Below are 22,248 nucleotides of genomic sequence, written 5' to 3'. Positions count from 1 at the left end.
TGCCGCCGCGTGCCGTGGCGTGCCGGCCCGCGCGGGTCCGCGCCGTGTCAGCGGACCCGCGCGGGGGCGGGCGGGCCCGCGCCGTCGGCGGGGGCGGGCGCCGGTGCCGCCTCCGGCGCCGCGGTCTGGATCGAGTGCTGCAGCCGCCGCAGCCGCGGCGAGGGCTCCAGGCCCAGGTCCGTGTCGAGGGTGGCGCGCAGCTGGTGGTAGACGCTGAGCGACTCGCTGCGCCGCCCCGAGCGGTGCAGGGCCAGCATGAACTGCGCGTGCAGATTCTCATGGGTGCGGTAACGGCTGGTCAGCACGGTCAGTTCGGGCAGCAGTTCGCGGTGGCGGCCCAGCCGCAGATCGGCCTCGATGCGCTGGTCCAGCGCGCACAGCCGGCTCTCCTCCAGCCGCCGGGCCTCCATCCCCAGCTGCGCCCCCGCCTGGACGTCGGCGAACGCGGCCCCCGTCCACAGCGCCAGCGCCCGGCCCAGGGTGCGGGCCGCCTCGGCGAAGGCGCCCTGGTCCATGGCCCGGTAGCCCTCCCCCGCGAGCCGCTCGAAGGCGCGCACGTCACTGCTGCCGCCGCCGGAGGCCAGCAGATAGCCGCCCGGCAGGGTCATCAGGACGTCCTTGGCGGCGGCCCGGTCGTCCCCCAGCGCCTGCGCGATGAGCTCGCGCAGCTGCAGCACGTACGTCTGCAGCGTGGTGCGGGCGCTGCGCGGCGGGGCCGCGCCCCACAGCTCCTCGGTGAGGGCCGCGACCGGCACCACCTGGTCGGCGTGGAGCGCCAGCAGCGCCAGGACCTGCCGCGGTTTCGGCGCGGTCGGGGTGATGGACACCCCGTTCTCCCGCACCGCCAGTGCGCCCAGTACGTCGATGTCCACGCCGTCTCCCCTGGTCGGTGTGCCGTGCCGCACCCACGATTACAAAACAGCACGTCCGGTCTGTCAATACTAGACCGTTCGTGCTGTTTCTATCGGGTGACGGGTCGGCAGCAGACCGGCGGCGGACGCGGAACAGGCCGCCGGGGTGCCGGAATTCCCCGGTCCGCACCCTCCGGGGAGAGGCCGGGCCCCGGCCCTGCCCGCCGCGGCCGGCGGCCCGCAAAGCAGACCGCCGGGTCTGCTCCCGGCACGGGAAGGGGCGGGAAAGGGCGGGAAGGTGCGGGAAGGGCGGGAAGGAGAGGTGCCGGGGAGGGCGGCGGGGCGGGGGTTACTGCGGGGGGTTGCCGTGTTTGCGGGAGGGCAGGTCGGCGTGTTTGGCGTGCAGCATGGCCAGGGAGCGGATGAGGACCTCGCGGGTGGCGGCGGGGTCGATGACGTCGTCGACCAGGCCGCGTTCGGCGGCGTAGTAGGGGTGCATGAGTTCGGCCTTGTACTCCTTGACCATGCGGGCGCGCATGGCCCCGGGGTCGGCGGCCGCGGCGATCTGCCGGCGGAAGATGACGCCTGCCGCGCCTTCCGCGCCCATCACGGCGATCTCGTTGGTGGGCCAGGCGTAGGTGAGGTCGGCGCCGATGGACTGGGAGTCCATGACGATGTAGGCGCCGCCGTAGGCCTTGCGCAGGATGAGCGAGATCCGCGGCACGCTCGCGTTGCAGTACGCATACAGCAGCTTGGCGCCGTGCCGGATGATCCCGCCGTGCTCCTGGTCCACCCCGGGCAGGAATCCGGGCACGTCCAGCAGGGTGACGATCGGGATGTTGAAGGCGTCGCACATCTGCACGAACCGGGCGGCCTTCTCGGAGGCCTCGATGTCCAGCACACCGGCCAGGGTCTGCGGCTGGTTGGCGACGATGCCCACCACCTGGCCGTCCAGCCGGGCCAGCGCGCAGATGATGTTGCGGGCCCAGCGCTCGTGGACCTCCAGGCAGTCGCCGTCGTCGACGATCTCCTCGATGACCTTGGCCATGTCGTAGGGGCGGTTGCCGTCCGCGGGGACCAGGTCCAGGAGACTCTCGCCGCGCCGTCCGGGCGGGTCGTGGGGGGTGGTGTGCGGGGGGTTCTCGCGGTTGTTCTGCGGGAGCATCGACAGGAGGTAGCGCACCTCGGCGAGGCAGGTCTCCTCGTCGTCGTAGGCGAAGTGCGCCACGCCGGAGGTCTCCGCGTGGACGTCGGCGCCGCCGAGCCCGTTCTGGGTGATCTCCTCGCCGGTGACCGCCTTGACGACGTCGGGGCCGGTGATGAACATCTGCGAGGTCTCACGCACCATGAACACGAAGTCCGTCAGCGCGGGGCTGTAGGCGGCGCCGCCCGCGCACGGGCCGAGCATCACGCTGATCTGCGGGATGACGCCGGACGCCTTCGTGTTGCGCTGGAAGATGCCGCCGTAGCCGGCGAGCGCGCTCACACCCTCCTGGATGCGGGCGCCCGCACCGTCGTTGAGGGAGACCAGCGGCGCACCGGCCGCGATGGCCATGTCCATGATCTTGTGGATCTTCGTGGCGTGCGCCTCGCCCAGCGCGCCGCCGAAGATACGGAAGTCGTGCGCGTAGACGAAGACCGTACGGCCCTCCACCGTGCCCCAGCCGGTGACGACTCCGTCGGTGTACGGCTTCCTGGCCTCCAGGCCGAACCCGGTCGCCCGGTGCCGGCGCAGCTGCTCGACCTCCTGGAAACTGCCGTCGTCCAGCAGCAGGGCGATGCGTTCCCGGGCGGTCAGCTTGCCCTTGGCGTGCTGCGCGGCGGTCGCCTTCTCCCCCGGGCCCAGCCGGGCCGCCTCGCGGATCGCGTGCAGCTCGGCCACGCGTCCGCGGATGCCGGCCGGGTCCTGGGCGGGCGCCGGGTCCTGGGCGGGGGCCGGGTCCTGGGCGGGGGCGGGGGCGGTGGTCATTGCCATGTCAGGTCCCTTTCTGGGGCGGGGAGTTCCGCATCACGGCCGGCTGCGCCGGACCCCGGCGGGTGCGGGGGGGCGGTGTCACGGCCGGCCGCGCGGGGCCCGGCGGGTGCGGGGGGTGTCACTGCCAGCTGCGCGGGGCCCGGCGGGTGCGGGGCCGCCACCAGCGGGAGCCGTTGACCGGCCTGCCCCGGCGGGGGAACGCGCCGCCCGCGCGCAGCGCGAGCAGCACCACGGTCAGTGCGGCCAGTTCCTCGTCGCTGGCCTGCCCGCGCTCCACGCGCAGGACGGGCTCGTGATGCTCCGGCGTGCCCATACCCCCTCCTTCGGTCGTGGGGACACCGTCGGCCACCCGGCTCAAGAACCGCTCTCACCGCGCTCGAAGGCCGCCGCACACGGGGGCGGGCCGGGGCGGCACCGGGGGGGTGGCGCGGAGCATCACAGGGCAGGGGGCGGGGCGGGGGAAACGCTTCGGCCAGCCGCTGCCCGTGCGGGCGGGCAGGCGGCGGGGCGGCGGGGGCCGGGCGGCGGCGCGGGCGGCGCGCGGTGCGGCGCGTACGCGGCGGGGCCGGGCACATGGTGTCTTGACTGCGCCGGTGGCGGTGATTACGGATCCGGCCGGCGGCCGCGCCGGCACGTGAAAAGGGGACGACGGTAGCCGTGTGGAGTGCGGCGACAGCGGAATCAGGAGTTCTCCTCGAGCAGCCGTACACACGTTCTCCAGCGCGCCGAACGCCGTACGCGGCACCGGACTTGGAAGTCCGCTCGAGAACGGATCCAGGAAAACGCTGGACGGGGACGGCCGCGGCTAGCGTGAGCGGCGGCGCGGATTTCCGGCCAACAAAGTGGAACGGGACAAGGAGCTCGACGACATACGGAATGCGGAGGAGACCGTGAGGATTCAGGTTCTGGGTCCGTTGAGTGCCGAGGTCAACGGGGGATCCATCGTTCCGAGCGCGGGCAAGCCGCGGCAGATCCTGTCGCTGCTGGCGTTGTATCCCGGGCGGGTGATGCCCGTCCCGACCCTCATGGAGGAGATCTGGGCGACACAGCCGCCGCAGAGCGCGCTGACCACGCTGCAGACCTACATCCTGCAGCTGCGCCGGCGGCTGGGCACCGCGATGGGGCCCGGTGCGCCGGGCGGCGCCAAGGAGGTGCTGGCCACCCGGCACGGCGGCTATCTGCTGCAGATCCCGCCCGACTGCGTCGACGTGCACCAGTACGACCGGCTGACCAGGGAGGGCCAGAGCGCTTTCGAGAGCGGCGACGACGAGGTCTCCGCCGCCCGTTTCAAGGCGGCCCTGGGCCTGTGGCAGGGCCCCGCCCTGGTCGACGTACGGCTGGGGCCGGTCCTGGAGATCGAGGTGGTGCGGCTGGAGGAGAGCCGGCTGGTCACCGTGGAACGGCGCATCGACGCCGACCTGCGGCTGGGCCGGCACGCCGAACTCATCGCCGAACTCATCGAACTGACCGCCCGTCACCCCCAGCACGAGGGACTGCACTCCCAGGCCATGGTGGCGCTCTACCGCTCCGGCCGGCAGGCCTCCGCGCTGGAGGTCTACCGCCGGCTGCGGGTACGGCTGATCGAGGACCTGGGCGTGGAACCCTCCCCCCAGCTGCAACGCCTCCACCAGGCCGTCCTGACCGTCGACCCCCAGCTGGACGTCCTCGCAGGCCCACGCCACAGCTCCACCTACGACCTGTTCACGGCCTGACAGACCCGCCCCCGGCCGCTGCCCGCCCCCCGCCGCAAGTCGCGGCGGGGGGCGGGCAGCGGCCGGAGGGATGCGGCCGGCGGCGGACGAGCCGGGACCGGGACCGGGACCGGGACCGGGAGGAGCGTACGGGCCGGCGGCGGACGGGCACAGCGGGGACGTACGGCAGGCACAGCGGGGACGGGCGGCGGGCGCAGCGGGGACGTACGGCGGGCGCAGCGGAGTGGAGTGGAGTGGAGTGGACGGCGGATCCCGGGCTGCCCGTCGGTCTCTCCGCCTGTCCGCCCCCGTGGCCACGGGCCCTTCGGGTACCCGGTGCGTTCCTCCCTGGTGAGTCCCGGGCGGCCGTCGTGGCCGTCACCGGTCCGGTCCGGTGAGGGCCTCCGGTCACCGCGGGATCCGGGGTGACCGCACAGCCGGGGGCGTGCGGGGCACCGGATCGTCCCAGAACCTGTGGACGCCCGTTCCGGGGCGCCGGGTTCACCGCCTGGCCGGAGGGCTTCGCAGCCCGTCCGGATGCCCGTGCAACCGTGCCGGTGACCGCCGGGCCGTATGCGGTGCACGGCCCCGGCCACCGCAGCCGATGGCGGCCGGATGCGCCTGGTGGGCCCTGTCCTCCCAAGCGCGTGCCCTCTCGCACGCGAGCGGCGGAGGAACGCCCCGGCGAGCTGAACACCGTGGTGAGAGAGGCCGGTCCCGGCCCCGCGGGCGGCCAGGCTCCCGGTATCGGATGCAAGGCGGCGCTCCGTACGCCGGCCGGGCGCCCGGCCGGCGTACGGGTGAGCGGGGAACTCCTCGCGCGCGGCGCCTGCCGACGGGCCAGGCCCCGGCAGGAGCCCGCCGGGGCACAGGAAACCGGCGGGGAAGGGGGACCGCGTCACCACCGGCCTGGCGGATGCGCGGCGGCGAGCAGACGTACAACGTATGCCCGGCTCGGCGGGACCGGTTCCGGCACGGGGCGGGGCGGGTTCAGGGGGGCGGGGTGAGGACGGCGCGCACCCCGCGGGCGAGGGCGGACGCGCTGGCGGCGGCGTCGCCGATGCCGGTCATGACCACGGCCGGGACCATGCCGGGCGCATGCGGTGTGCGCCGGGCGAGTTCGTAGGCGGCCCTCCCGCCGGGCCCGCACCCGCACAGCACCAGGCGCCGGCCCGGCCCGGGTGCCTGCTGCAGCACGTCCGGCGCGCTGTCACCGCGCACGGCCACGATCTTCTCCGGGCCGCGGTGGCCGCGGACGAACAGGTCGTAGCTGCCCGCCGGCACACCCGGGGCGGTGACCAGGCAGATCACGTCCGCGTGCGGATGCCCGGGCCGCAGCACGGTCAGGGCGGGGTGCGGCGCGGGCGGCACCGGGCGGGCCATGCGCGGTATCGCGGCCCGGGCCAGCAGGTCCAGCAGCTGTCCGGCACTGGCCCCGGCCTGCCGGTGCTCGGGCAGCGCGCGCAGCAGGCGCACGCACTGGGAGTGCAGGGCGGCGGCGTCCTCGTCCGCCAGCTGCGCCCGGTCGTGGAACAGGCCCAGGACCAGGCCGCCCGCGGTGTCGTGCCGGGCGGCGAGGGTGAGGGGCCCGCCGGTGCTGCCGGCCGCGCTGCGGGGGGTGTCCGCGTGGACGCCCTGGGCGGCGAGTTCGCCGCGCAGGACCTTCGGCAGCACCAGCGGGCCGTCGAAACGCACCAGCGTGCTGCCGGCACCGCAGAGCGCACCCGCACCCGCAGCAGGCCCCGCAACAGGGCCGCCAGCGGGACCGGCAGCGGGACCGGCAACAGAGCCGGGGGCGGCGGGCGGGCGGGGGGCCCACGCACGGATCGTCTCGGTGCTGGCCCACGGGTAGGCGGCCAGGTCCAGCAGCGTGTCGCGGACCTGGTGCAGCAGGTCCGCCAGCGGGGCGGCCGGATCGACGGTCACGGTCATCGGCAGCGGGCTGTCCAGCAGGCCGGGAATGCCCGCGGCACCCGGCAGGGCGATGTCCCGGCCCGACAGCTGCACCCCGAAACTCACCGGCAGCGGCCCCCGGGCGCCTGCCGCCCGGTACAACAGCAGCGCCCACACCAGGTGCAGCGCGCTGGACTCGGCGGCACCGCGCAGCGCGGCCCAGGAACGCAGCCGGAAGGTCTCCGGCGCCCGCAGCCGGGTGTGCAGCAGACCGGGCCCGCTCTGCCCGGTGGCGCCGCCCGGCCGCCCCGGACGGGTCGCGGTGTGCGGCGGCGGCACCGCGCGGGCCCAGAACTGCCGCGCGGCCGTGGTGTCCTGGCCGGCCAGCCAGCGGGCATGGTCACGCAGATCGGGACGGCGTTCCCCGCCCGGCAGGACACCGCCGGCGGCGTAGGCGCGGTAGAACTCCCGCAGCAGCAGGTGCACACCCCGCTCGTCCAGGAGCGCCGGGTGATAGGTCAGCAGCACCCGCGGCGGCGCCGCGCCCGCACCCCCGCCGGGCTCCGCCGCCAGCAGGGTCAGGCGCAGCAGCCCCGGCCGGTGCAGCGCGAACCCCCGCGCCCGGTCCCGCCGCAGCAGCTGGGGCCAGGTGACGGCGGCCGGGGACCACACGGCGACGTCCGCCTCGGCCCGGGCGTGCAGCACCAGACGCGGCGCGGCGACCCAGTCGAAACAGGCCCGCAGCACACACTCCCGGTCGACGACGGACTGCCACGCCGCGGCGAACCGCGCCACGTCGAGAGGCCCGGACCAGTCCCAGTACAACTGCTCGACCCCACCACCGTCACCGCTGCGGCCCCCGTCACCGCTGCTGCCGCTGCTGCCGCTGTTGTCACCGGTACCAGTACCGGTGCCGGCGGGGGCGGGGGTGAGGGCGGCGCGCAGCAGGGTCTGCTGGTGTCCGGTGACCGGGAGGACCTCCCCGCCCGGCGGGGGCGGCGCCAGCAGGTCGGCCAGCAGGTCCGCGGGCAGCGCAGCATGCGCGCCCGCGGCGGGCGGGGTCAGGCGCAGCGTGTGGTGACCGGGCCGGTGACTGTCCAGCGCGACACCGAAGGCACGGTGGCGCTGCGCGAGCCGGGCGGCGACCGTCTCGGCGTCCGCCGGGCCCAGCGGGCCGCGCAGTTCCAGGACCAGCGGACCGCCCGGCGACAGCGCCACCGGCTCGTGGACCACGGCAAGAACAGCGCCCTGCGGCACATCCTGGCTGCTCATCCGCCCTCCCGGACCCCAAAACCCGCCCCCGCGGCACGGCGGGCCGGCCCCCCGCACCCCTTACCCGGCCAGCAGGACCAGCACGGCCGGCAAAACCGGCAGGACCGGCAAGGACCGCAGGAGCGGCAAGGACCGCAGAGGCGGCAAGGACCGCAGGAGCGGCAGGGGCATGGGAGGCACGGGAAGGACAGGCACGGCGGGCACGGCCACTGCAGGCACAGCCGCTGCGGGTGCGTCCGCTGCGGGTGCGTCCGCTGCGGGTGCCGCGGGTGCGGGCGGGACGGCATCGGGCGGGGTGACGGCGGACGGGCCGGCCGGGCGGTGGGCGCGGGCCGCGGCGCCCGGCCCGCGACGGGCCGGGCGGCGGCGAAAGCTGCCGCCGGGACGTCCCGCGGCGGCGCCCCGCACGGGAACAGACCGCACGGAGGCGGGCCGGGCGGGGGCGGGCCGGGCCGGGTGCGGTGGGGTGGCTGCACGGTGGTTCACGACGCCCGCCTCTCGTCATGTCGGCTGTGCGCCGGAGCTGCCCGGCAGCTGCCAGCCTAACGTCGCCGCAGGTGGGAGGCCTGATTCCTCGAGCGGGTATGGAGCGGGCCGCGAAGCGGTCTCGATTTCCCGCGGCGGACGGCGGGCACTGCTGACCAGATACCGGCCGTGGACGAGATGAGTGGCCAGAACCCACCGCGCCGCGTCGTCCGGCTCGCCGGCCAGGACCGTACGGCCCTGCTCGTCGCGGCGGAACCCGACCGCCGAGAAACGGCGCCGCATGCCGTGCCCGAGCGCCTTGGTGTAGGCCTCCTTGAGGGTCCACAGGTGCAGCAGCCGCAGCGCCCGCTCGTCCTCGCCCAGCGCGGCGAGCTCCGCGGCCTCCTCCGGGGTGCACACGTAGGGGCGCAGCAGCTCGAAAGAGGGCCGGCGGGTGACGGGCTCGGCGTCCACCCCGATCGGCCCGCTGCGGCTGATGCCGACCACGATCAGCTCGTCGGTGTGGGCCAGGCTCACCTCGGCCTCGGCCAGGCCGCGCAGATGCGGGCGGCCGCCCGGCCGGTAGGCGAGGTCGAGGGCGTCCGCGGGGACCTCGAGCGCGGCGGCCGCGGTGTGCTTGAGGACCATCCGGGAAACGGCGAACCGCAGCCGTCCCGCCGGGGCGGCCGTCTGCCGGTAACGCGGCCAGTCACGGCCGAGCAGAGACCGCAGCCCGGGATCCAGCAGCGCCGCCGTCAGCCACTGCCCCCAGGTGGTGTGCACCAGGGCATGGCCCTGCCCGGCAAGCTGGTCGTGCACCTGCTCCCACGGCCCGTCCGGCCCCGCCACGTGCAACAACGACCCCGCCGACAGCCCCGACAGCCCCCCGGACCCCCACCCGTCCGGCACACCCGGCGGCGCACCCGGCGGCGCGCTGGACGGCGCACCGGCCGACAACAGCCCGGCCTGCAGACCGCGCGGCACACCGGACGGCGCACCGGGCAGCGGAACAGGCGAGGTCCCCGGCGGCGGGCCGGACGGCAGTACGGGCAGCAGCGGACCGGGCACCCGCTCTCCCCCGCCCTCCCCCGCCCCGTTCCGCCCCGGCCCCCCAAAACCCGCCCCGGCGGACACGGACCCAGCAGGAACGGCGCCGGGGGGCACGGCGCCGGGGGGCACGGCGCCGGGGGGCACGGCCCCGGGAGATGCGGCCTCCGGGGGCGCGGCCCCGACGGACACAGTCCCGGGAGATGCGGTCCCGGGAGATGCGGTCCCAGGAGGCGTGATCCCGGGAGATGCGGTCCCAGGAGGCGTGATCCCGGGGGGTGCGGTCCCGGGGGGTGCGGTCCCGGGGGGTGTGGTGCTGCCCGGGCCGTCGGCCGGGCTGTGCCCGCTCACCACAGCAGCCGGGTGGCGTACACGTCGCAGTCCACGCCGCGGCGGACGCGGCCGGCCAGTTCCGCCCAGACGGGTCCGCGCGGGTCGGGGGCATCGCCGGGCAGCGGCACGCCCAGCCGTCCCGCGATGCCCGACAGCGCGAGCAGCGCCCAGTGCGTACCGCCCAGAAACAGGCCACGGCCGTCGTCGGCGGCCTCCCTGACACCGAGCACGGCGGCGGCCAGCCACAGCAGGGCCTGCCGGTCCGCCAGCGCCCGCGCCGCCACAGCGCCGGGATCCGCGCCCGCCGTACGGCACGGCCGGCGCAGCGCGCGCTGCTCGGTCAGCAGCCGCCGCGCCAGCGCCCCCAGCGCGACACGGCCCGCACCGTCCGCACCGTCCGCGCGGGCGGCACCGGCGCGCAGCAGACCGGACAGCACCACACGGTCCCCGCCCACGCCGTACCCGCCCGGCTGCGCCCCGACCGGCTCATGCCCGCCCGGGGTGCGCCCGCCCGGGGTGCGCCCGCCCGGGGTGTGCCCGCCCGGGGTAAAGCGGCCGGACTCGTGCCCGTCCGGGGTGTGCCCGCCCCCGCCCCCGGCAGCGGCAGCGGCAGCGGCAGCTGCGACGCCGGGGGCGGGGGCGGGCGGGCCGGCGAGCCGGAAGGGAGCGGGGACCGGGCCGCGGTGCGCGGCGCGGGGCTCTTCGGCCGCCAGCGCCGGCAGGGCCCTGACCAGGCAGGCCTGCCAGTACGCGGCGCCCGCCGCGTCCACCCCGGCCAGGGGAAGGTCACGGGTCAGTTTCGCGAGCATCCCGCCCCCGGTACTGGACGGCCCGTGGCCGCATTCGGCAAGGACCAGTCCCAGCTGCGCCAGTACGTCGGCCAGCACGGTCGGCACCACATAGCCGGCCACCGCACCCAGCAGCCCCGCCCCCAGGTCCGCCCCCAAGTCCGCCTCCGGACCGGTGGCCGGGGCGGCCGGGCGGCGCAGCGCCACACAGGTCAGGCTCTCGCAGGCCAGCAGGTCGGCGAAGGCGGCGGCGAGCACGGGCTGCCACTGCCGCAGGGCCGGCTCACCGCCACCGCGGCCGGCCACGGTGAGCGCGGCCTGGCGCAGCACGCTGCCGGCGGCGGCCACCAGGGCCGCCGGGCCGAGCAGCGCGGCAGGCACCGAAGAGGACACCGGGTGCGCGGGCCACCTCTGCCCGGCCTGCCCTGGGGCATGCCGGGCGGACAACATACCCGGCCCGCCCCACCTGCCCGCGGCATGTCCCAGGGCCAAATCCCGGCGCAGGAGCGGGCGCAGGGCACGTACCCGCTGGTCGGCGGCGCGTACCTGGCCCAGACCGGCCGCCGCAAGAAGCGCGCCCGCCCGCCCGGCCCACCCCTCCTCCACCCCCGCCCCGGCAGACCCTGCAGAGGCGACGGAGGCGACGGAGGCGGAGGACCCGACAGAGGCGGCGGAGGCGGCGGAGAGGGGAGCGGCGGGGGCGGCGAGGGCGGGCAGGCTGTAGGGGTTGGCCGCGTCGAGGGGATCACCCAGCAGCACCTCCAGCCGCAGCGCGGCGAGCGCCACCGGGAGCGGCGGCGCCAGCGCGGCATACCGGTGCGCCAGCGCTCCCGGGACCGGCCCGGCCCGGCGGACAACGCCCCCGCCCCCGCTCCCCGCCTCCTTCCCTGCCGCCGGCACCGCCGGCCCGGACGCCGCGGCGGGCGGCCGAGCGGTGGAAACAGCCGCGGGCGGCAGAGCCGCCGGGGCGGTACGGGCAGGGGCGGGCACGCCGGGCGCGGCGGGCTGGGTGACGGCCATGACCGGCCTCCTGTTCATCTGGTCATCTGGTCATCTGGTCGGCTGGTCGGCTGGTCGGCTGTTCATCGCAGGTCATCCGTTCACCGCAGACGGCGCACGGTGCTCTCCGCATGCCACTTGGCCAGGCCCAGCGTTTCGGTACTGGCGCGCGACAGCCAGGCCCGGACATGGTCACGGGCCTCGAGCAGGCCGGTGCCCGCACCGAGCACCGCGGGGACGGCCTCCTGCCGGAGCATCACCTGGTGGGCCGCGACGACCGTGACCCCGGACGCGTCCGGCAGCAGCGACCACTCGCCGCTGTGGGCGGCGATCAGCTCGGGCGTGCGCGTCTGCTTGTAGACGATCCGCCCGGCGTGCGGGAAACACAGCCGCACCTCCCGCGTGCTCACCGTCCGCCCGCCCGGCACGGCACACATGTCCAGGGACACCACCTGGATCCCCGGCACGTCCTCACGCACACCGGCCCGCTCCACGTGCGGGAGCCGCCCCGGCCAGCGGCCGATCCGGTAGAGGAAGTCGTAGACCAGCTCCGCGGGGCCCCCGATCCGCACCCGGTCCTCGAACGACAGCAGCAGCTCGTCCAGCTGCTCCCACCGCCCGGCCGCCCGCCGTACCGCCGCGAGCCGGCGGTACACATCCGCCTCCGCCTCCCGGCGGGCGCCGTCCGCGGCCGCCACCGGCAGCCCGCGCTCCTGACGCAGGCCCAGCACACACTCCGCCTCACCCGCCGGCCGCACACTCCACACACCCGAGACCACACTGCCCGGCCAGGCGGCGTCCTCCTGCTCGAACACGACCGCCCGGGCACCGGGATGCAGCACCCGCCGGGCATACCAGGAACCAACCCGGCCCCCCAGCACACCCACACCCGCACCCGCGACGTCACCGGCACCCGCACCCGCGACGTCACCGGCACCCGCACCGGCGGCGTCACCGGCACCGGCACCCGCACCCGCACCCGCACCCGCACCCGCACCGGCACCGGCACCGGCACCGGCGGTGTCATCGGCGTCGGCGGTGTCATCCGCCAGCTCCCACATCCGCAGCCGCTCCTGGACCCCGTCGAAATCGAGACGCTCGACATGCACGACCGAGGGCAAGAACACCGGCCAGCGCGCGGCATCGGCCAGCATCCCGTACACGACACCGGCCGGAGCGGCCACCCCCACCGTGTGCTCACAGGCGTGCACGCGCGACGACATGCCGGCCCCACCTCCTCCAGGCGCACCCCCACCCTGCCCCCCACCACTCGAGCCCGCCTCGCGCCCGCCCGGACCCCCACCCCACCCGCCACCCCCCGCCCCGCCGACCGGGCGACAGCGCCCACACCACCCGAACGCCATCCACCGCAGCCGCCACAGCCCACACAGCCGGCCCCAGCAACCCGCACACCACGCACACCCCGGACCGCCCGCACACCACGCACAGCCCGGACCACACGGACGGAACAGGCGGGATGAGCAGCCCAGACAAGACGGGCAGGACGGGCGGCACGGGCGGCACGGGCGGCACGGGCGGCACGGGCGGCACCAGCAGCCCGTACAGCCCGGGTGGCACAGGCCGGACGCGGCGGAGTGAGAACCGGACGGGCGGCACGGGCCGGACAGGCCGGACGGGCCGGACGGGCGGGCGGGGTGAGTAGCCGGACGGCGGGCCACGGACGCAGACCCGGGCGTACGGGGGCCTGCCGGGGGCGGACCGGGACCGGGGCATGCGCCAGGTCCCGGCGGACGGGACCGGGACCTGGACAGAAGCGGAGCCAGAAGAAGGGTCAGCCGGCCGGGGCACGAGGGGCCGGCCGGCCGGGACGAGAGGCGGTCAGCCGACCGGAGCGAGGCGGCCGGTCCCGGCGGGGCCGCTGCCCGGGGAGCCCGGCCCGGCGGAACCGGGAGCAGTAGCGGTGGCGGGTGAGCCGTCCGGCCGGGCCATCAGGATGGAACGCTGCAGCTTGCTCAGCGCCGCCGACGGTTCCAGGCCCAGACTGCGCACCAGGGTCGCACGCAGCCGCTGGTAGGCGTCCAGGGCCTCGCCCCGGCGCCCGGAACGGTACAGGGCCAGCATGTACTGCCCGCACAGGCTCTCGTGGGTGGGATAGCGGCTGACCAGCACGGTCAGCTCCGCCAGCAGCTCACGGTGGCGGCCCAGCCGCAGATCGGCCTCGATACGCTGGTCCAGCGCACACAGCCGGCTCTCCTCCAGCCGTTTGACCTGGGTGACCAGGTGCATCCCGGCATGCACATCAGCCAGCGGCGGCCCGGACCACAGCGCGAGCGCGGCCCGCAGATGCCGGGCCGCCTCGGGGAAGTCGGCAGCGTCCATCGCCCGGTAGCCCAGCCCGGCCAGCCGCTCGAACTCCCGCACATCACTGCCGCCCCCGCCGCTCTTGAGGAGATAACCGCCCGGCACGGTCAGCAGCACGTCCTTGGCCGTACGGGCATCAGCCGCATCCGGCCCGAGCGCCGCGGTGATCAGCTCCCGCAGCTGCAGAATGTACGTCTGCAGCGTGGGCCGCGCACTGCGCGGCGGCCTGCTGCCCCACAACTCCTCACTCAGCATGCCCACCGGCACCATCTGGTCGGCCTGCACCACCAGCAGGGCCAGCACCTGCCGCGGCTTGGGAGCAGTCGGAGTAATCGAAACGCCCTTCTCCCGCACAGCAAGAGTGCCGAGTATGTCGGTATCCACGCCGTCTCCCCTGTCCGTCCACTGCGCCCTGCCCAACCCCTCGGACCCCGCCAACACCCAAACCCCAAACCCAAGCCCCAAACCCAGCCCCAGACACGGCCGGAACCCGCACAGCCCCGGCCCCAAACTCCCGGACCACCAGACCACCGGCACAACCAGACCCCGGACCGACCACCAGGCCCCGGACCGCAGGACCCCAACGCCGCCAAACCCCGGACCACCGGACCCCAACGCCGCCAGACCCGGACCGCCAGACCCCGGACCACCGGGCCGCCGGGTCCGGACCGCCAGACCCCGGACCACCGGACCGCGACACTGCCGGGCCCTGGTCCGCCGGGACCGGGACTGCCGGGCCCTGGTCCGCCGGAGGGCCGGCGGCGGGTGAGCCGCGCCCGCCGTCCGGGATCCACCCGACACACCGAGTAAAAAACAGCATGGACGGTATGTCAATCTCAAACCGGTCGTCTTGTTTTCTCTCCGCCGGTGCTCGAGATCCCCTCGAGAGAACCCGGCTTACCGCACATAAGCCGACCAACCGGGCGTGATTCCGGTGGCCGCGGCCGTCCGGCCAGCGGTTTGACTTCCCCATTGCCGGACCATGCGGTCTGTTTACCTGGGGGTGCGGTCGGTCCCGGCAGCCCGGGGACCGGGCAGCACCGGCAGCCGGCGCGAGGGCGCCACGAGGCCGGGCAGCAGCAGCGCCCAGAACTCCTCCACCAGACGGGGCGAGGAACCCACACGGTGACCGGCGGCCAGCCGGCCGAACCCGGCGACCGAGGCCACCACAGCCACCGCGGCCGCCTCCGGGGACACCCCCCGCGCCAGCTCCCCCGCACCCTGCGCCTCACACAGCAGCGCATACACCCACTCACTCCACCACCGCCCCGGCCCCTCCGCACTCTTGCGCGAAGGATCACCCCCCAGCTCAAACCCCGCCCGCAGCACCGGATCCACCCCCAGAGCCGCCACCAGATCACCACTCACATCCACCAGCAACTGCACCCCCCCGCCCCCCGCCGCCACACCCTCCCGCACCACCAGCCGCTGCACCGCAGCCGTCGCCACCGCCTCCACCTCACGCGCCAGCAGATCCTTGCTCGGAAAATGAAAATGCAACGCCCCCGTACTCACACCCGCCCGCCTGCTGATCACCGGCAACGAAGCAAGCGCATACCCGTCCTCCGCAAACACCTCCGCCGCCGCACGCACCAGAGCCCGACGCGTCCGCACCGCCCGCACCTGCCTGACCACCCCCACCCCTCCTCCCCAGCCCACCACCTACCACCGCCACCCCCGGACACACCCGGACCACCCACCCTACCAAACCGCACGCGCGGTATGTTTACCGGTCCGCAACCCACCCCGGACCACCCCGCCACCGGACCCCACCCACCGGGAAAGAGACCCGCCCCCGCCACACCCCCACACCAGGCCCCGCCACCGGGCCCCGCTGCTACCAGGACACACCACCAGACCGCACCACCGGGGACCCCGCCCGCCGGAAGGGACCCGCCCCACCCGCCCTACCCGGCCGCCCCGCACACCCCGACACCCCGACACCCCGGCCGTGCACACAGCCCCCCACACCACAGACCAGGCACAGCCGCGAAAAACACACGACACCACACGAAGGGCCCCCGCAGGCCCGCCCCACCATCAGCGCCCGCACTCGACACCCACTCGCACCCCGCCGGAACCCCCACCCCACACCCACCCAGACCAGGCCCACACCACAGCCAGACCCAGACCCAGACCCAGACCCAGGGCCAGGGCCAGGGCCAGGGCCAGGGCCAGGCACACAGAAGCAACACCGGCCGGCCAAGACGAGACCACCCACACACGAACAGGCCAGACAGACCCACAGACCAGACAGACCAAACAGGCAGACCGGACAGAGCAGGCCACGCAGGCCAGGCAGACCGGACCGGGCAGGCCGGACCGGGCAGGCCGTGCAGGCCGGACCAGGCGGGCCGGGCAGGCCGCGCAGGCCGGACCGGGCGAGCCGGGGCGGGCCGTGCAGGCCCGGACCGGGCAGGCCGGACCGGGCGAGCCGGGGCGGGCCGTGCAGGCCCGGACCGGGCAGGCCGGACCGAGCGAGCCGAGCGGGCCGTGCAGGCCGGACCGGGCAGGCCGGACCGGCCGGACCGGGCAGGCCGGACCGAGCGAGCCGAGCGGGCCGTGCAGGCCGGACCGGGCGAGCCGGGGCAGGCCGGGCAGGCCGGACCGGGCAGGCCGGGGAAAGCAGGCCGGGGTCAGGCCGGGGCACCGACCCCGTCCACACCCGCCCGCTCCCCCGCCTCCGCAGCCAGCCGCTCCCCCTCCGCAGCCACCTCAGCAGCCCGCGCCGGATCAATCACCAGCCTGCCCAGCACCGCCGGCACCGCCACACTCGGCAGCAGATGCTCAAACAACACACACACCCGCTCCACCAGATCCTCCCGCCCCGACAACGTATGCGAATACACCTGCACCCCCGTCCACGCCGCCGAGAACACCCACGCACTCTCCGCCACATCCACCTGCGGCAACAACTCCCCCTGCTCCCGCGCCTCCCGCAACACCTTCTCCGTCGCATCCAGCCACGTCCGGATCGTCCACGTCCCGAAAACCGCCCCCATCTCCTGCCCCAACGACAACCGCGCCGACGCAGACACCACCGGACGACACCGCATCCGATACGCCAACGCCAACCCCATATCCACCAACTCCTGCAACTTACTCACCCGCGGCGCCAGCACAAACCCCGCAAACTGCTCCCCCAACACCCCCTCCGCCAACGCCCGCTTCGACGGAAAATGAAAATACAAAGCCCCCTTCGTCACCCCCGCCCGCACCAACACCTCACCAATCGTCGCCGCCTCATACCCACGCTCATCAAAAACCGACGCCGCCGCATCCAAAATCGCACGCCGCGTCCGCACCGCACGCTCCTGCCGCACCACAAACCCACCACCCATCAACCCACAACATGCTCCCTGCAACCACCCCAAACCAAACCAGCTAGCCCGTATATTCACAAGACCAAAACCCCCACCACCCCCCAACCACGACCCAACCCGACAACCCGATCCACCCCCCACCGTTACCTTCTTCATGGCTCCGCAACGGGGCCTCTGGCCTTCGGGTCCGGCATGACTTCCTCCCTCCTGTTGCTGATGATCCGGGCGGGGTGTCACCGGGTCCGCAGGCATCGACGGACCGCTGATGAAGGGCGTGAGCACCGGCTCCACCCGAGCCGGAAGAGCTCTCCGTAACGTGGATGTGGCAGCTCGATGCCTTGGCAAGGCCGGACGAAAGCGTGATGGAGGGCCTGCACGTGATCGACACCGGCGACATCGACGTCTTCCTCGGCCTGGACGTCGGCAAGGGCGAACACCACGCCACCGCCGTCACCCCGACCCGGCAGAAGCCGTTCGACAAGCGACTGCCCAACACCGAACCCAAGCTCCGCGAACGGTTCGCCAAACTCCAGGCCGAGCGCGGAACGGTGCTGGTCGTGGTGGATCAGCCGGCCTCGATCGGCGCCCTGCCGCTGGCGGTCGCGAAGGACATGGGCTGCCCGGTCGTCCACCTGCCGGGGCTGACGATGCGGCAGATCGCCGACCTCTACCCCGGCCGGGCCGGCTCGGCCGGACTCTGCACGCTGCCGTGCGACGGCTCGGGCGCGGACCGAACGGTGTGTCCTTGCGAACCCATGTGCGCAGCCGTCTCCCCGGCGATCCCGGGATCCGCAGCCACCGCCGCGTACGTGCGCGTGCCGCCGGACGCGCGGCACAGCGCGACGGCGTCCTTGCGGAACTCCTCCGGATTCCGGATACGGAGACCGGCGTCCCACCCGGACCTCCCTCCCCGGACCATCAAGATCCACTGCCAGGGCGTCCACCCCAAAGGATCAGCCTCACTTCGATCCTGCACCACGGCAGTGCGCTTCCCAGTCGAGAACTGGTCCGCCCTCAACCAGCGGATGAAGGCGCCGCCGGGGGAGGCCAAGAAACCGTCCGGTGGACCTGTTGATGGCGTCGGTGGAGGTTGTCAGCTCTTGTTCAGTGATCGGGTCACGCCCGCGACGACTGCCGTCGTCAGCAGCCAACCCGCCGCGATCAGAGCGTAGGACAGCCATTGCGCGATGCCGCCTCCCTGCCAGTACCAAGCGGTGCGCTGGCCGAGGCCGCCGATGGGGATCAGCAGGTCGAGGGTATAGACGAGGGCGCTGAACGGCGGACCTTGGCCGGGCTGGGTCTGTTTCGGCGACTGGCCCCCGAAGACAACTGTGCCGAGAACGGTCAGAGCCATGATCCACACTCCGGCCAGCCAGGGACGGTAGCCGTACCCGACCAAGGCATCGAGCAGGTGTCCCCACACTCGCCCGGCCGGATGCAGGGTGCTGCGGCGGTGACGCTGTTTGGCCAGCAGCACTCTGCGGGCGTCGTCCTCATGGCCGACCTGCCGGTACCAGCTCGCCAGTTGCTCGTACGGCTGTGGGGCGTAGCCGGGTTCGCGCCGGATCCACTCCACGCGGCGTGTTGCGTCGTACCCTCGTAGACCGTCCTTGGACTGGATGGACGCGTAGCTGAGCCCTTGTAGCCGTACGATGCGCGGCCAGACACCCTCGCCGTCGTGAAGGGCTGTGATCTTGGCACCCCGGAGGTCCACAGCGCCGGAGGGTGGTGTGGCGGGTGTGAAGTGCACATCGCCTGCCTGCATCCGCGAGCAGTCCAGGGCCACGTCCTCGCCGTTGAGGACGGCGCCGTCAAAGGTGAGCTGATCCGATATCTGCGCGCCGCGCAGGCATACAGCCCCCTGTGCGGTGAACCCCTTGGAGAAGACCAGAGTCGAGGCCACGGCGTTGTCCGCGACGAGCGCCGGACCATCAGGGTTGTCCAGTCGGGCTCCCTCCATGAACAGGCCGCCGGGCAGTTGGGCTCCCAGCAGCCGTATCCCGCCGTGCGCGGTGAAACCTCTGCGGCAGAACACCCCGCCTTCCATGACAAGGCCGCCTGCGAACAACGCCCAACGGTCTGATGCCGACAGCATCGCCTCGCCCAGTTTCAACTCGCCTGCGATCCGAGCTCTCATGAGCGAAACCGTGTCGTGGAGAACCGATCGCTGCAGGTTGAGGGTGCCCTCTATCCGGGCCAATGTGGCGTCCATGCCGGGCGCCCGACTGCCGATGATCCCAATCGTCCGGGTGGCCGCTCCATAGAGGCTCGGGCCCTCCTCGAACCAGCAGTCCTCAAACCACAACATGTGGTCGATCTCCGCTCCAGCGAGATCGATATGACCGGTGATCCGCGCGCCGGCCACCCGCAAAGCGGTGACCGCCCCCGGTGGCGCCGCGTTGCCTCCCCGGGCCAATGCTGTCACGACGGCCGCTCGAAGCGTGCGTTCGGGCCCCCAGTCCGCCCCTCCGGCCGGATCGTCTCGGCTCGGCGTGCCCGCGCGCAGGTCCACCTGGCGACCCTCGGGGAAGGCGTCCCACAACTCACGTTCAGGTGGGGTCAGTTCTTCGTATGGCAGCATCGATACAGCGTAGACAGCACAGTCCCGGATGGCGTCGCCGTGACCACTTCCACTGAGACCGCGAGTCTCATCCGCTGGCAACGTTTTCTGAATCGACAGATGTCGAAACAAGATGCTTCCGGATGGGAGACCGCCATGTCCCGTGTCCAGCTCGCCCTGCGCGTTCCCGACCTGGAAGGCTCGATCGCTTTCTGCTCCAAGCTGTTCGGCGCCCAGCCGGTCAAGCGCCGCCCTGGCTATGCGAACTTCGCCATCACCGAGCCGCCGCTCAAGCTCGTCCTCATCGAGGGTCCAGCCGGTGAGGACACCCGCCTCGACCACCTGGGCGTCGAGGTCGAGACCAGCGAGCAGGTGGTGGCGGCGACCTCGCGGCTGACCGACGTGGGACTCGCCACGGTGGAAGAGAACGACGCGACCTGCTGCTGTGCCGTTCAGGAAAAGGTGTGGGTCCGCGGCCCTGGCCGGGAGCCGTGGGAGATGTACGTGGTCAAGGCCGACGCCGACACGTTGACCAAGCAGGAGGGCAGCGTGTGTTGCGCCACTACCTCTGCCGGAATGCCCGACGCGGCGGCATCCGCCTGCTGCTGAGCGCGATCGACGTGCGGCCGTACCTGGATCGGACCGGTTGGTCGCACCCGAGTAGGGCGAGCTCGGGAGGTCAGTGCTCGCCGAAAAGGATCTCCCGGACCTCGCGGGCCGCGTAGTAGACGAGGACGTAGCCGGCGGCGGGGTCGGCCCACCACCAGCCGAGAGCGGAGTTGAGGACGAGACCGAGCAGGACGGCGGCGGCGAGCAGGCCGTCGATCAGGGTGACCCGGCCCTCGGTCTTGAGGACCGGGTTGTCCAGACCCACACCGGTGCGGGCCTTGCCGGCGGCCAGGGTGAACATGACGACGGCGGTCACCGCGGTCCAGGCGATACCGAGGGGCGAGTGGTGCGGGTGGAAGCCGGTGACGAGCACGATGGTGGACTGCGCCAGCAGGTAGAGGGCGAGCAGGGCGAAGCCGAAGCCGATCAGCCGCAGGGCCCGGCGCTGGCGCTCTTCGCCGGTGCCGGAGAGTTCCCAGATCACGACAGTGGACGCGCCGATCTCGATCAGGGAGTCCAGGCCGAAGCCAGCCAGGGCCACTGACCGGGCGGAGATCGCGGCGATGGCCAGCACCACGATGCCGACCACGTTCCAGCCCAGCGTGGCGTACTCCAGGGCGAAACCCCGGCGAAGCAGCATCTGGCGGGAGATCTCGTTCGCGTTGGTCACCACGTGATTCTCACAGGCGGATGCCCGCCGCTGAGTCGGCCGCTCGCGCGGGTGACCGGCGCGCTTGCCGCGTACTCCCTTGGCACGGGACAGAAACACAACCTCGGACCTTCAACGCCCGTGCGTCGCCTGGTCGGCAAGGGGTCTCGAAGGAACATGTCCGAGTACGCGTCGACAGCGCCGGTCAGAAGAAGCCGAACGAACCGTGGCCGCGATCGTGGCCCCGCGGGTGAGGGTCGTCGAATCCCAAGGTGTCGGTGTCCGAACTGCCGCCCGCGAGTCCTGGTTCGTCCCGGTCCTGAAGGGAGATGCCAATGGATTCGGCTGGCAGTTCCTCACCGTCCAGGGGAGGCAGCTTGTCCAGGATGATCACGTCTCCGACCACGGGTTCGTCCTCGTCCGTGATGTCGATCGGTTCCAGGACGGAGTCGACCATCGGCTCGTCGGGCACCGGTTCGTCGGGCGCCAAGTCCTGCCACCCCAGCAGCTCTGCCAACTCCATCACGGACGGGCCGTCGACCTCAGGCGCCGGAACGTCGACGGCTGGGGCCGGTACCAACCCCGCCGCCGGGTGGGACAGTTCAGCGGCGCCCGCGTAATGGCGCAGCAAGTCGGTCAGCTCATACAGGTCGCGCACACTGCGGTTGTGCAGGGCCTCGCCGAGGACGCGGGTCGCGTCGTCGGCGAGGGCCAGGAAGGTGGGGTGCAGGATGTACTTGCCCACCTTGACCGCCGCCTCCAGCGTCTTGTCACCGCGGGCCAGGTCGGTGACAAGGGTGGCGGTCCAGCCCTCGGACGAGGAGTGCGGGAGCATCAGCCGCCCGAGGACGTCGAAGGCATCGGCCGTGCGGCGCTCCCCGAGGTGCAGTACGTCGGACTGGCCCCGCACGCCGGCCGCGCCGAGGTCGGCCTCCGCCCAGCTGTGCGCCCGCACGTGCACGGCGAGAGCGAGAGCGGTCCGGACGAATCCCTCCTGCGCTGCGGCCCCGACCGGCGGGTGGTCCGGCAGGCCGGGCCCCAGCATCGCCTGTGTCTGCCCCGCCAGCTTGCCCAGGGCCCACGTTCGCTGAACCGGGTCCGGAGGGTCCCGCCGCAGCTCACGGGCCGCGTCACGGGCGGCCCTCAGCACCCCGCGGGCCAGCCGGTCGAGGTCCTTGGGCGACGTGGTGGACCACTGACGCGGCCCCGTACGGTCGTCGGCGTTCACGCTGCTCCCCCTCCCCGGCCGGTCCGACGGTACGAGCGGGATAGGCCGGTAAGCCCAGGATGCCCGACCTGATGCCGTTGCTCCAGACGCGGTGCCGAACGCGACAGCGCCTGGACGACCAGGGACAGCTCCGCCCGTCGTTCCAGCACCTGCCGACAGCCCCACCATGCGCTGGAGCGACGGGTGACACTCCCCGCACCGCCCCCTCGGTTCTGCGCGATCCGGCACTCAACCCCAAGCGGT

The 22,248-nt window shown here is 73.8% G+C and carries 15 protein-coding genes and 2 pseudogenes; 3 read left to right on the top strand and 14 right to left on the bottom strand.

Going from position 1 to position 22,248, the window contains the following annotated elements:
• Positions 1-47 precede the first annotated feature (47 nt).
• The 3 genes from ACZ69M_RS43925 to ACZ69M_RS43915 form a co-directional block, all read right to left on the bottom strand.
• Positions 48-872, bottom strand: a complete 825-nt coding sequence (locus ACZ69M_RS43925; protein WP_470059053.1) for an AfsR/SARP family transcriptional regulator — start codon at positions 870-872, stop codon at positions 48-50.
• Between the two features lie 328 nt (positions 873-1,200).
• Positions 1,201-2,826, bottom strand: a complete 1,626-nt coding sequence (locus ACZ69M_RS43920; RefSeq protein WP_470059051.1) for an acyl-CoA carboxylase subunit beta — start codon at positions 2,824-2,826, stop codon at positions 1,201-1,203.
• 118 nt (positions 2,827-2,944) lie between these two features.
• The gene (locus tag ACZ69M_RS43915; protein WP_067383529.1) at positions 2,945-3,139 is read right to left on the bottom strand and encodes an acyl-CoA carboxylase subunit epsilon; all 195 of its coding nucleotides are present in this window, start codon (positions 3,137-3,139) and stop codon (positions 2,945-2,947) included.
• A gap of 577 nt (positions 3,140-3,716) precedes the next feature.
• On the opposite strand from ACZ69M_RS43915, the gene ACZ69M_RS43910 reads away from it, so the two are divergent.
• Positions 3,717-4,538, top strand: a complete 822-nt coding sequence (locus ACZ69M_RS43910) for an AfsR/SARP family transcriptional regulator (protein ID WP_351313756.1) — start codon at positions 3,717-3,719, stop codon at positions 4,536-4,538.
• Between the two features lie 969 nt (positions 4,539-5,507).
• On the opposite strand, the gene ACZ69M_RS43905 is transcribed toward ACZ69M_RS43910, so the two are convergent.
• The 7 genes from ACZ69M_RS43905 to ACZ69M_RS43875 all read right to left on the bottom strand — a co-directional run bounded on the left by ACZ69M_RS43905 (position 5,508) and on the right by ACZ69M_RS43875 (position 16,962).
• Complete coding sequence (locus ACZ69M_RS43905; protein ID WP_470059048.1) at positions 5,508-7,682, bottom strand: condensation domain-containing protein; 2,175 nt, start codon at positions 7,680-7,682, stop codon at positions 5,508-5,510.
• A gap of 501 nt (positions 7,683-8,183) precedes the next feature.
• On the bottom strand, positions 8,184-9,215 hold the full coding sequence (locus tag ACZ69M_RS43900; protein ID WP_470059046.1) for a 4'-phosphopantetheinyl transferase family protein: 1,032 nt from the start codon (positions 9,213-9,215) through the stop codon (positions 8,184-8,186).
• 326 nt (positions 9,216-9,541) lie between these two features.
• Positions 9,542-11,335, bottom strand: a complete 1,794-nt coding sequence (locus tag ACZ69M_RS43895; protein ID WP_470059045.1) for a hypothetical protein — start codon at positions 11,333-11,335, stop codon at positions 9,542-9,544.
• Between the two features lie 80 nt (positions 11,336-11,415).
• Complete coding sequence (locus ACZ69M_RS43890; protein ID WP_470059043.1) at positions 11,416-12,537, bottom strand: SRPBCC family protein; 1,122 nt, start codon at positions 12,535-12,537, stop codon at positions 11,416-11,418.
• Positions 12,538-13,153: 616 nt separating this feature from the next.
• Positions 13,154-14,020, bottom strand: coding sequence for an AfsR/SARP family transcriptional regulator (locus tag ACZ69M_RS43885; protein WP_470059041.1), 867 nt, complete (start codon positions 14,018-14,020; stop codon positions 13,154-13,156).
• Positions 14,021-14,629: 609 nt separating this feature from the next.
• Positions 14,630-15,271: a ScbR family autoregulator-binding transcription factor gene (locus tag ACZ69M_RS43880; RefSeq protein ID WP_470059039.1), complete on the bottom strand. Its 642-nt coding sequence runs from the start codon at positions 15,269-15,271 to the stop codon at positions 14,630-14,632.
• Between the two features lie 1,001 nt (positions 15,272-16,272).
• The gene (locus ACZ69M_RS43875) at positions 16,273-16,962 is read right to left on the bottom strand and encodes a ScbR family autoregulator-binding transcription factor (protein WP_470059037.1); all 690 of its coding nucleotides are present in this window, start codon (positions 16,960-16,962) and stop codon (positions 16,273-16,275) included.
• Positions 16,963-17,321: 359 nt separating this feature from the next.
• On the opposite strand from ACZ69M_RS43875, the pseudogene ACZ69M_RS43870 reads away from it, so the two are divergent.
• A pseudogene (locus tag ACZ69M_RS43870) lies at positions 17,322-17,642 on the top strand (IS110 family transposase); the annotation flags it as partial.
• 48 nt (positions 17,643-17,690) lie between these two features.
• Here the strand turns inward: ACZ69M_RS43870 and ACZ69M_RS43865 are convergent.
• Positions 17,691-17,878: pseudogene (locus ACZ69M_RS43865) on the bottom strand (transposase); the annotation flags it as partial.
• Between the two features lie 174 nt (positions 17,879-18,052).
• A complete protein-coding gene (locus ACZ69M_RS43860; protein ID WP_470059035.1) occupies positions 18,053-19,540 on the bottom strand; it encodes an oxidoreductase in 1,488 nt (495 codons plus the stop codon).
• Positions 19,541-19,675: 135 nt separating this feature from the next.
• Between ACZ69M_RS43860 and ACZ69M_RS43855 the strand changes: the two genes are divergently transcribed.
• Positions 19,676-20,128: an ArsI/CadI family heavy metal resistance metalloenzyme gene (locus tag ACZ69M_RS43855; RefSeq protein ID WP_470059225.1), complete on the top strand. Its 453-nt coding sequence runs from the start codon at positions 19,676-19,678 to the stop codon at positions 20,126-20,128.
• A gap of 70 nt (positions 20,129-20,198) precedes the next feature.
• Here the strand turns inward: ACZ69M_RS43855 and ACZ69M_RS43850 are convergent, their stop codons facing one another.
• The gene (locus ACZ69M_RS43850) at positions 20,199-20,798 is read right to left on the bottom strand and encodes a cation diffusion facilitator family transporter (RefSeq protein WP_470059033.1); all 600 of its coding nucleotides are present in this window, start codon (positions 20,796-20,798) and stop codon (positions 20,199-20,201) included.
• Between the two features lie 184 nt (positions 20,799-20,982).
• A complete protein-coding gene (locus ACZ69M_RS43845) occupies positions 20,983-22,005 on the bottom strand; it encodes a hypothetical protein (RefSeq protein ID WP_470059031.1) in 1,023 nt (340 codons plus the stop codon).
• Positions 22,006-22,248: the final 243 nt, after the last annotated feature.

Source organism: Streptomyces sp. NPDC107454, assembly GCF_055582885.1.
Note: the sequence above shows the minus strand (reverse complement) of the source record. Positions and strands in the feature narration are given on the sequence as shown.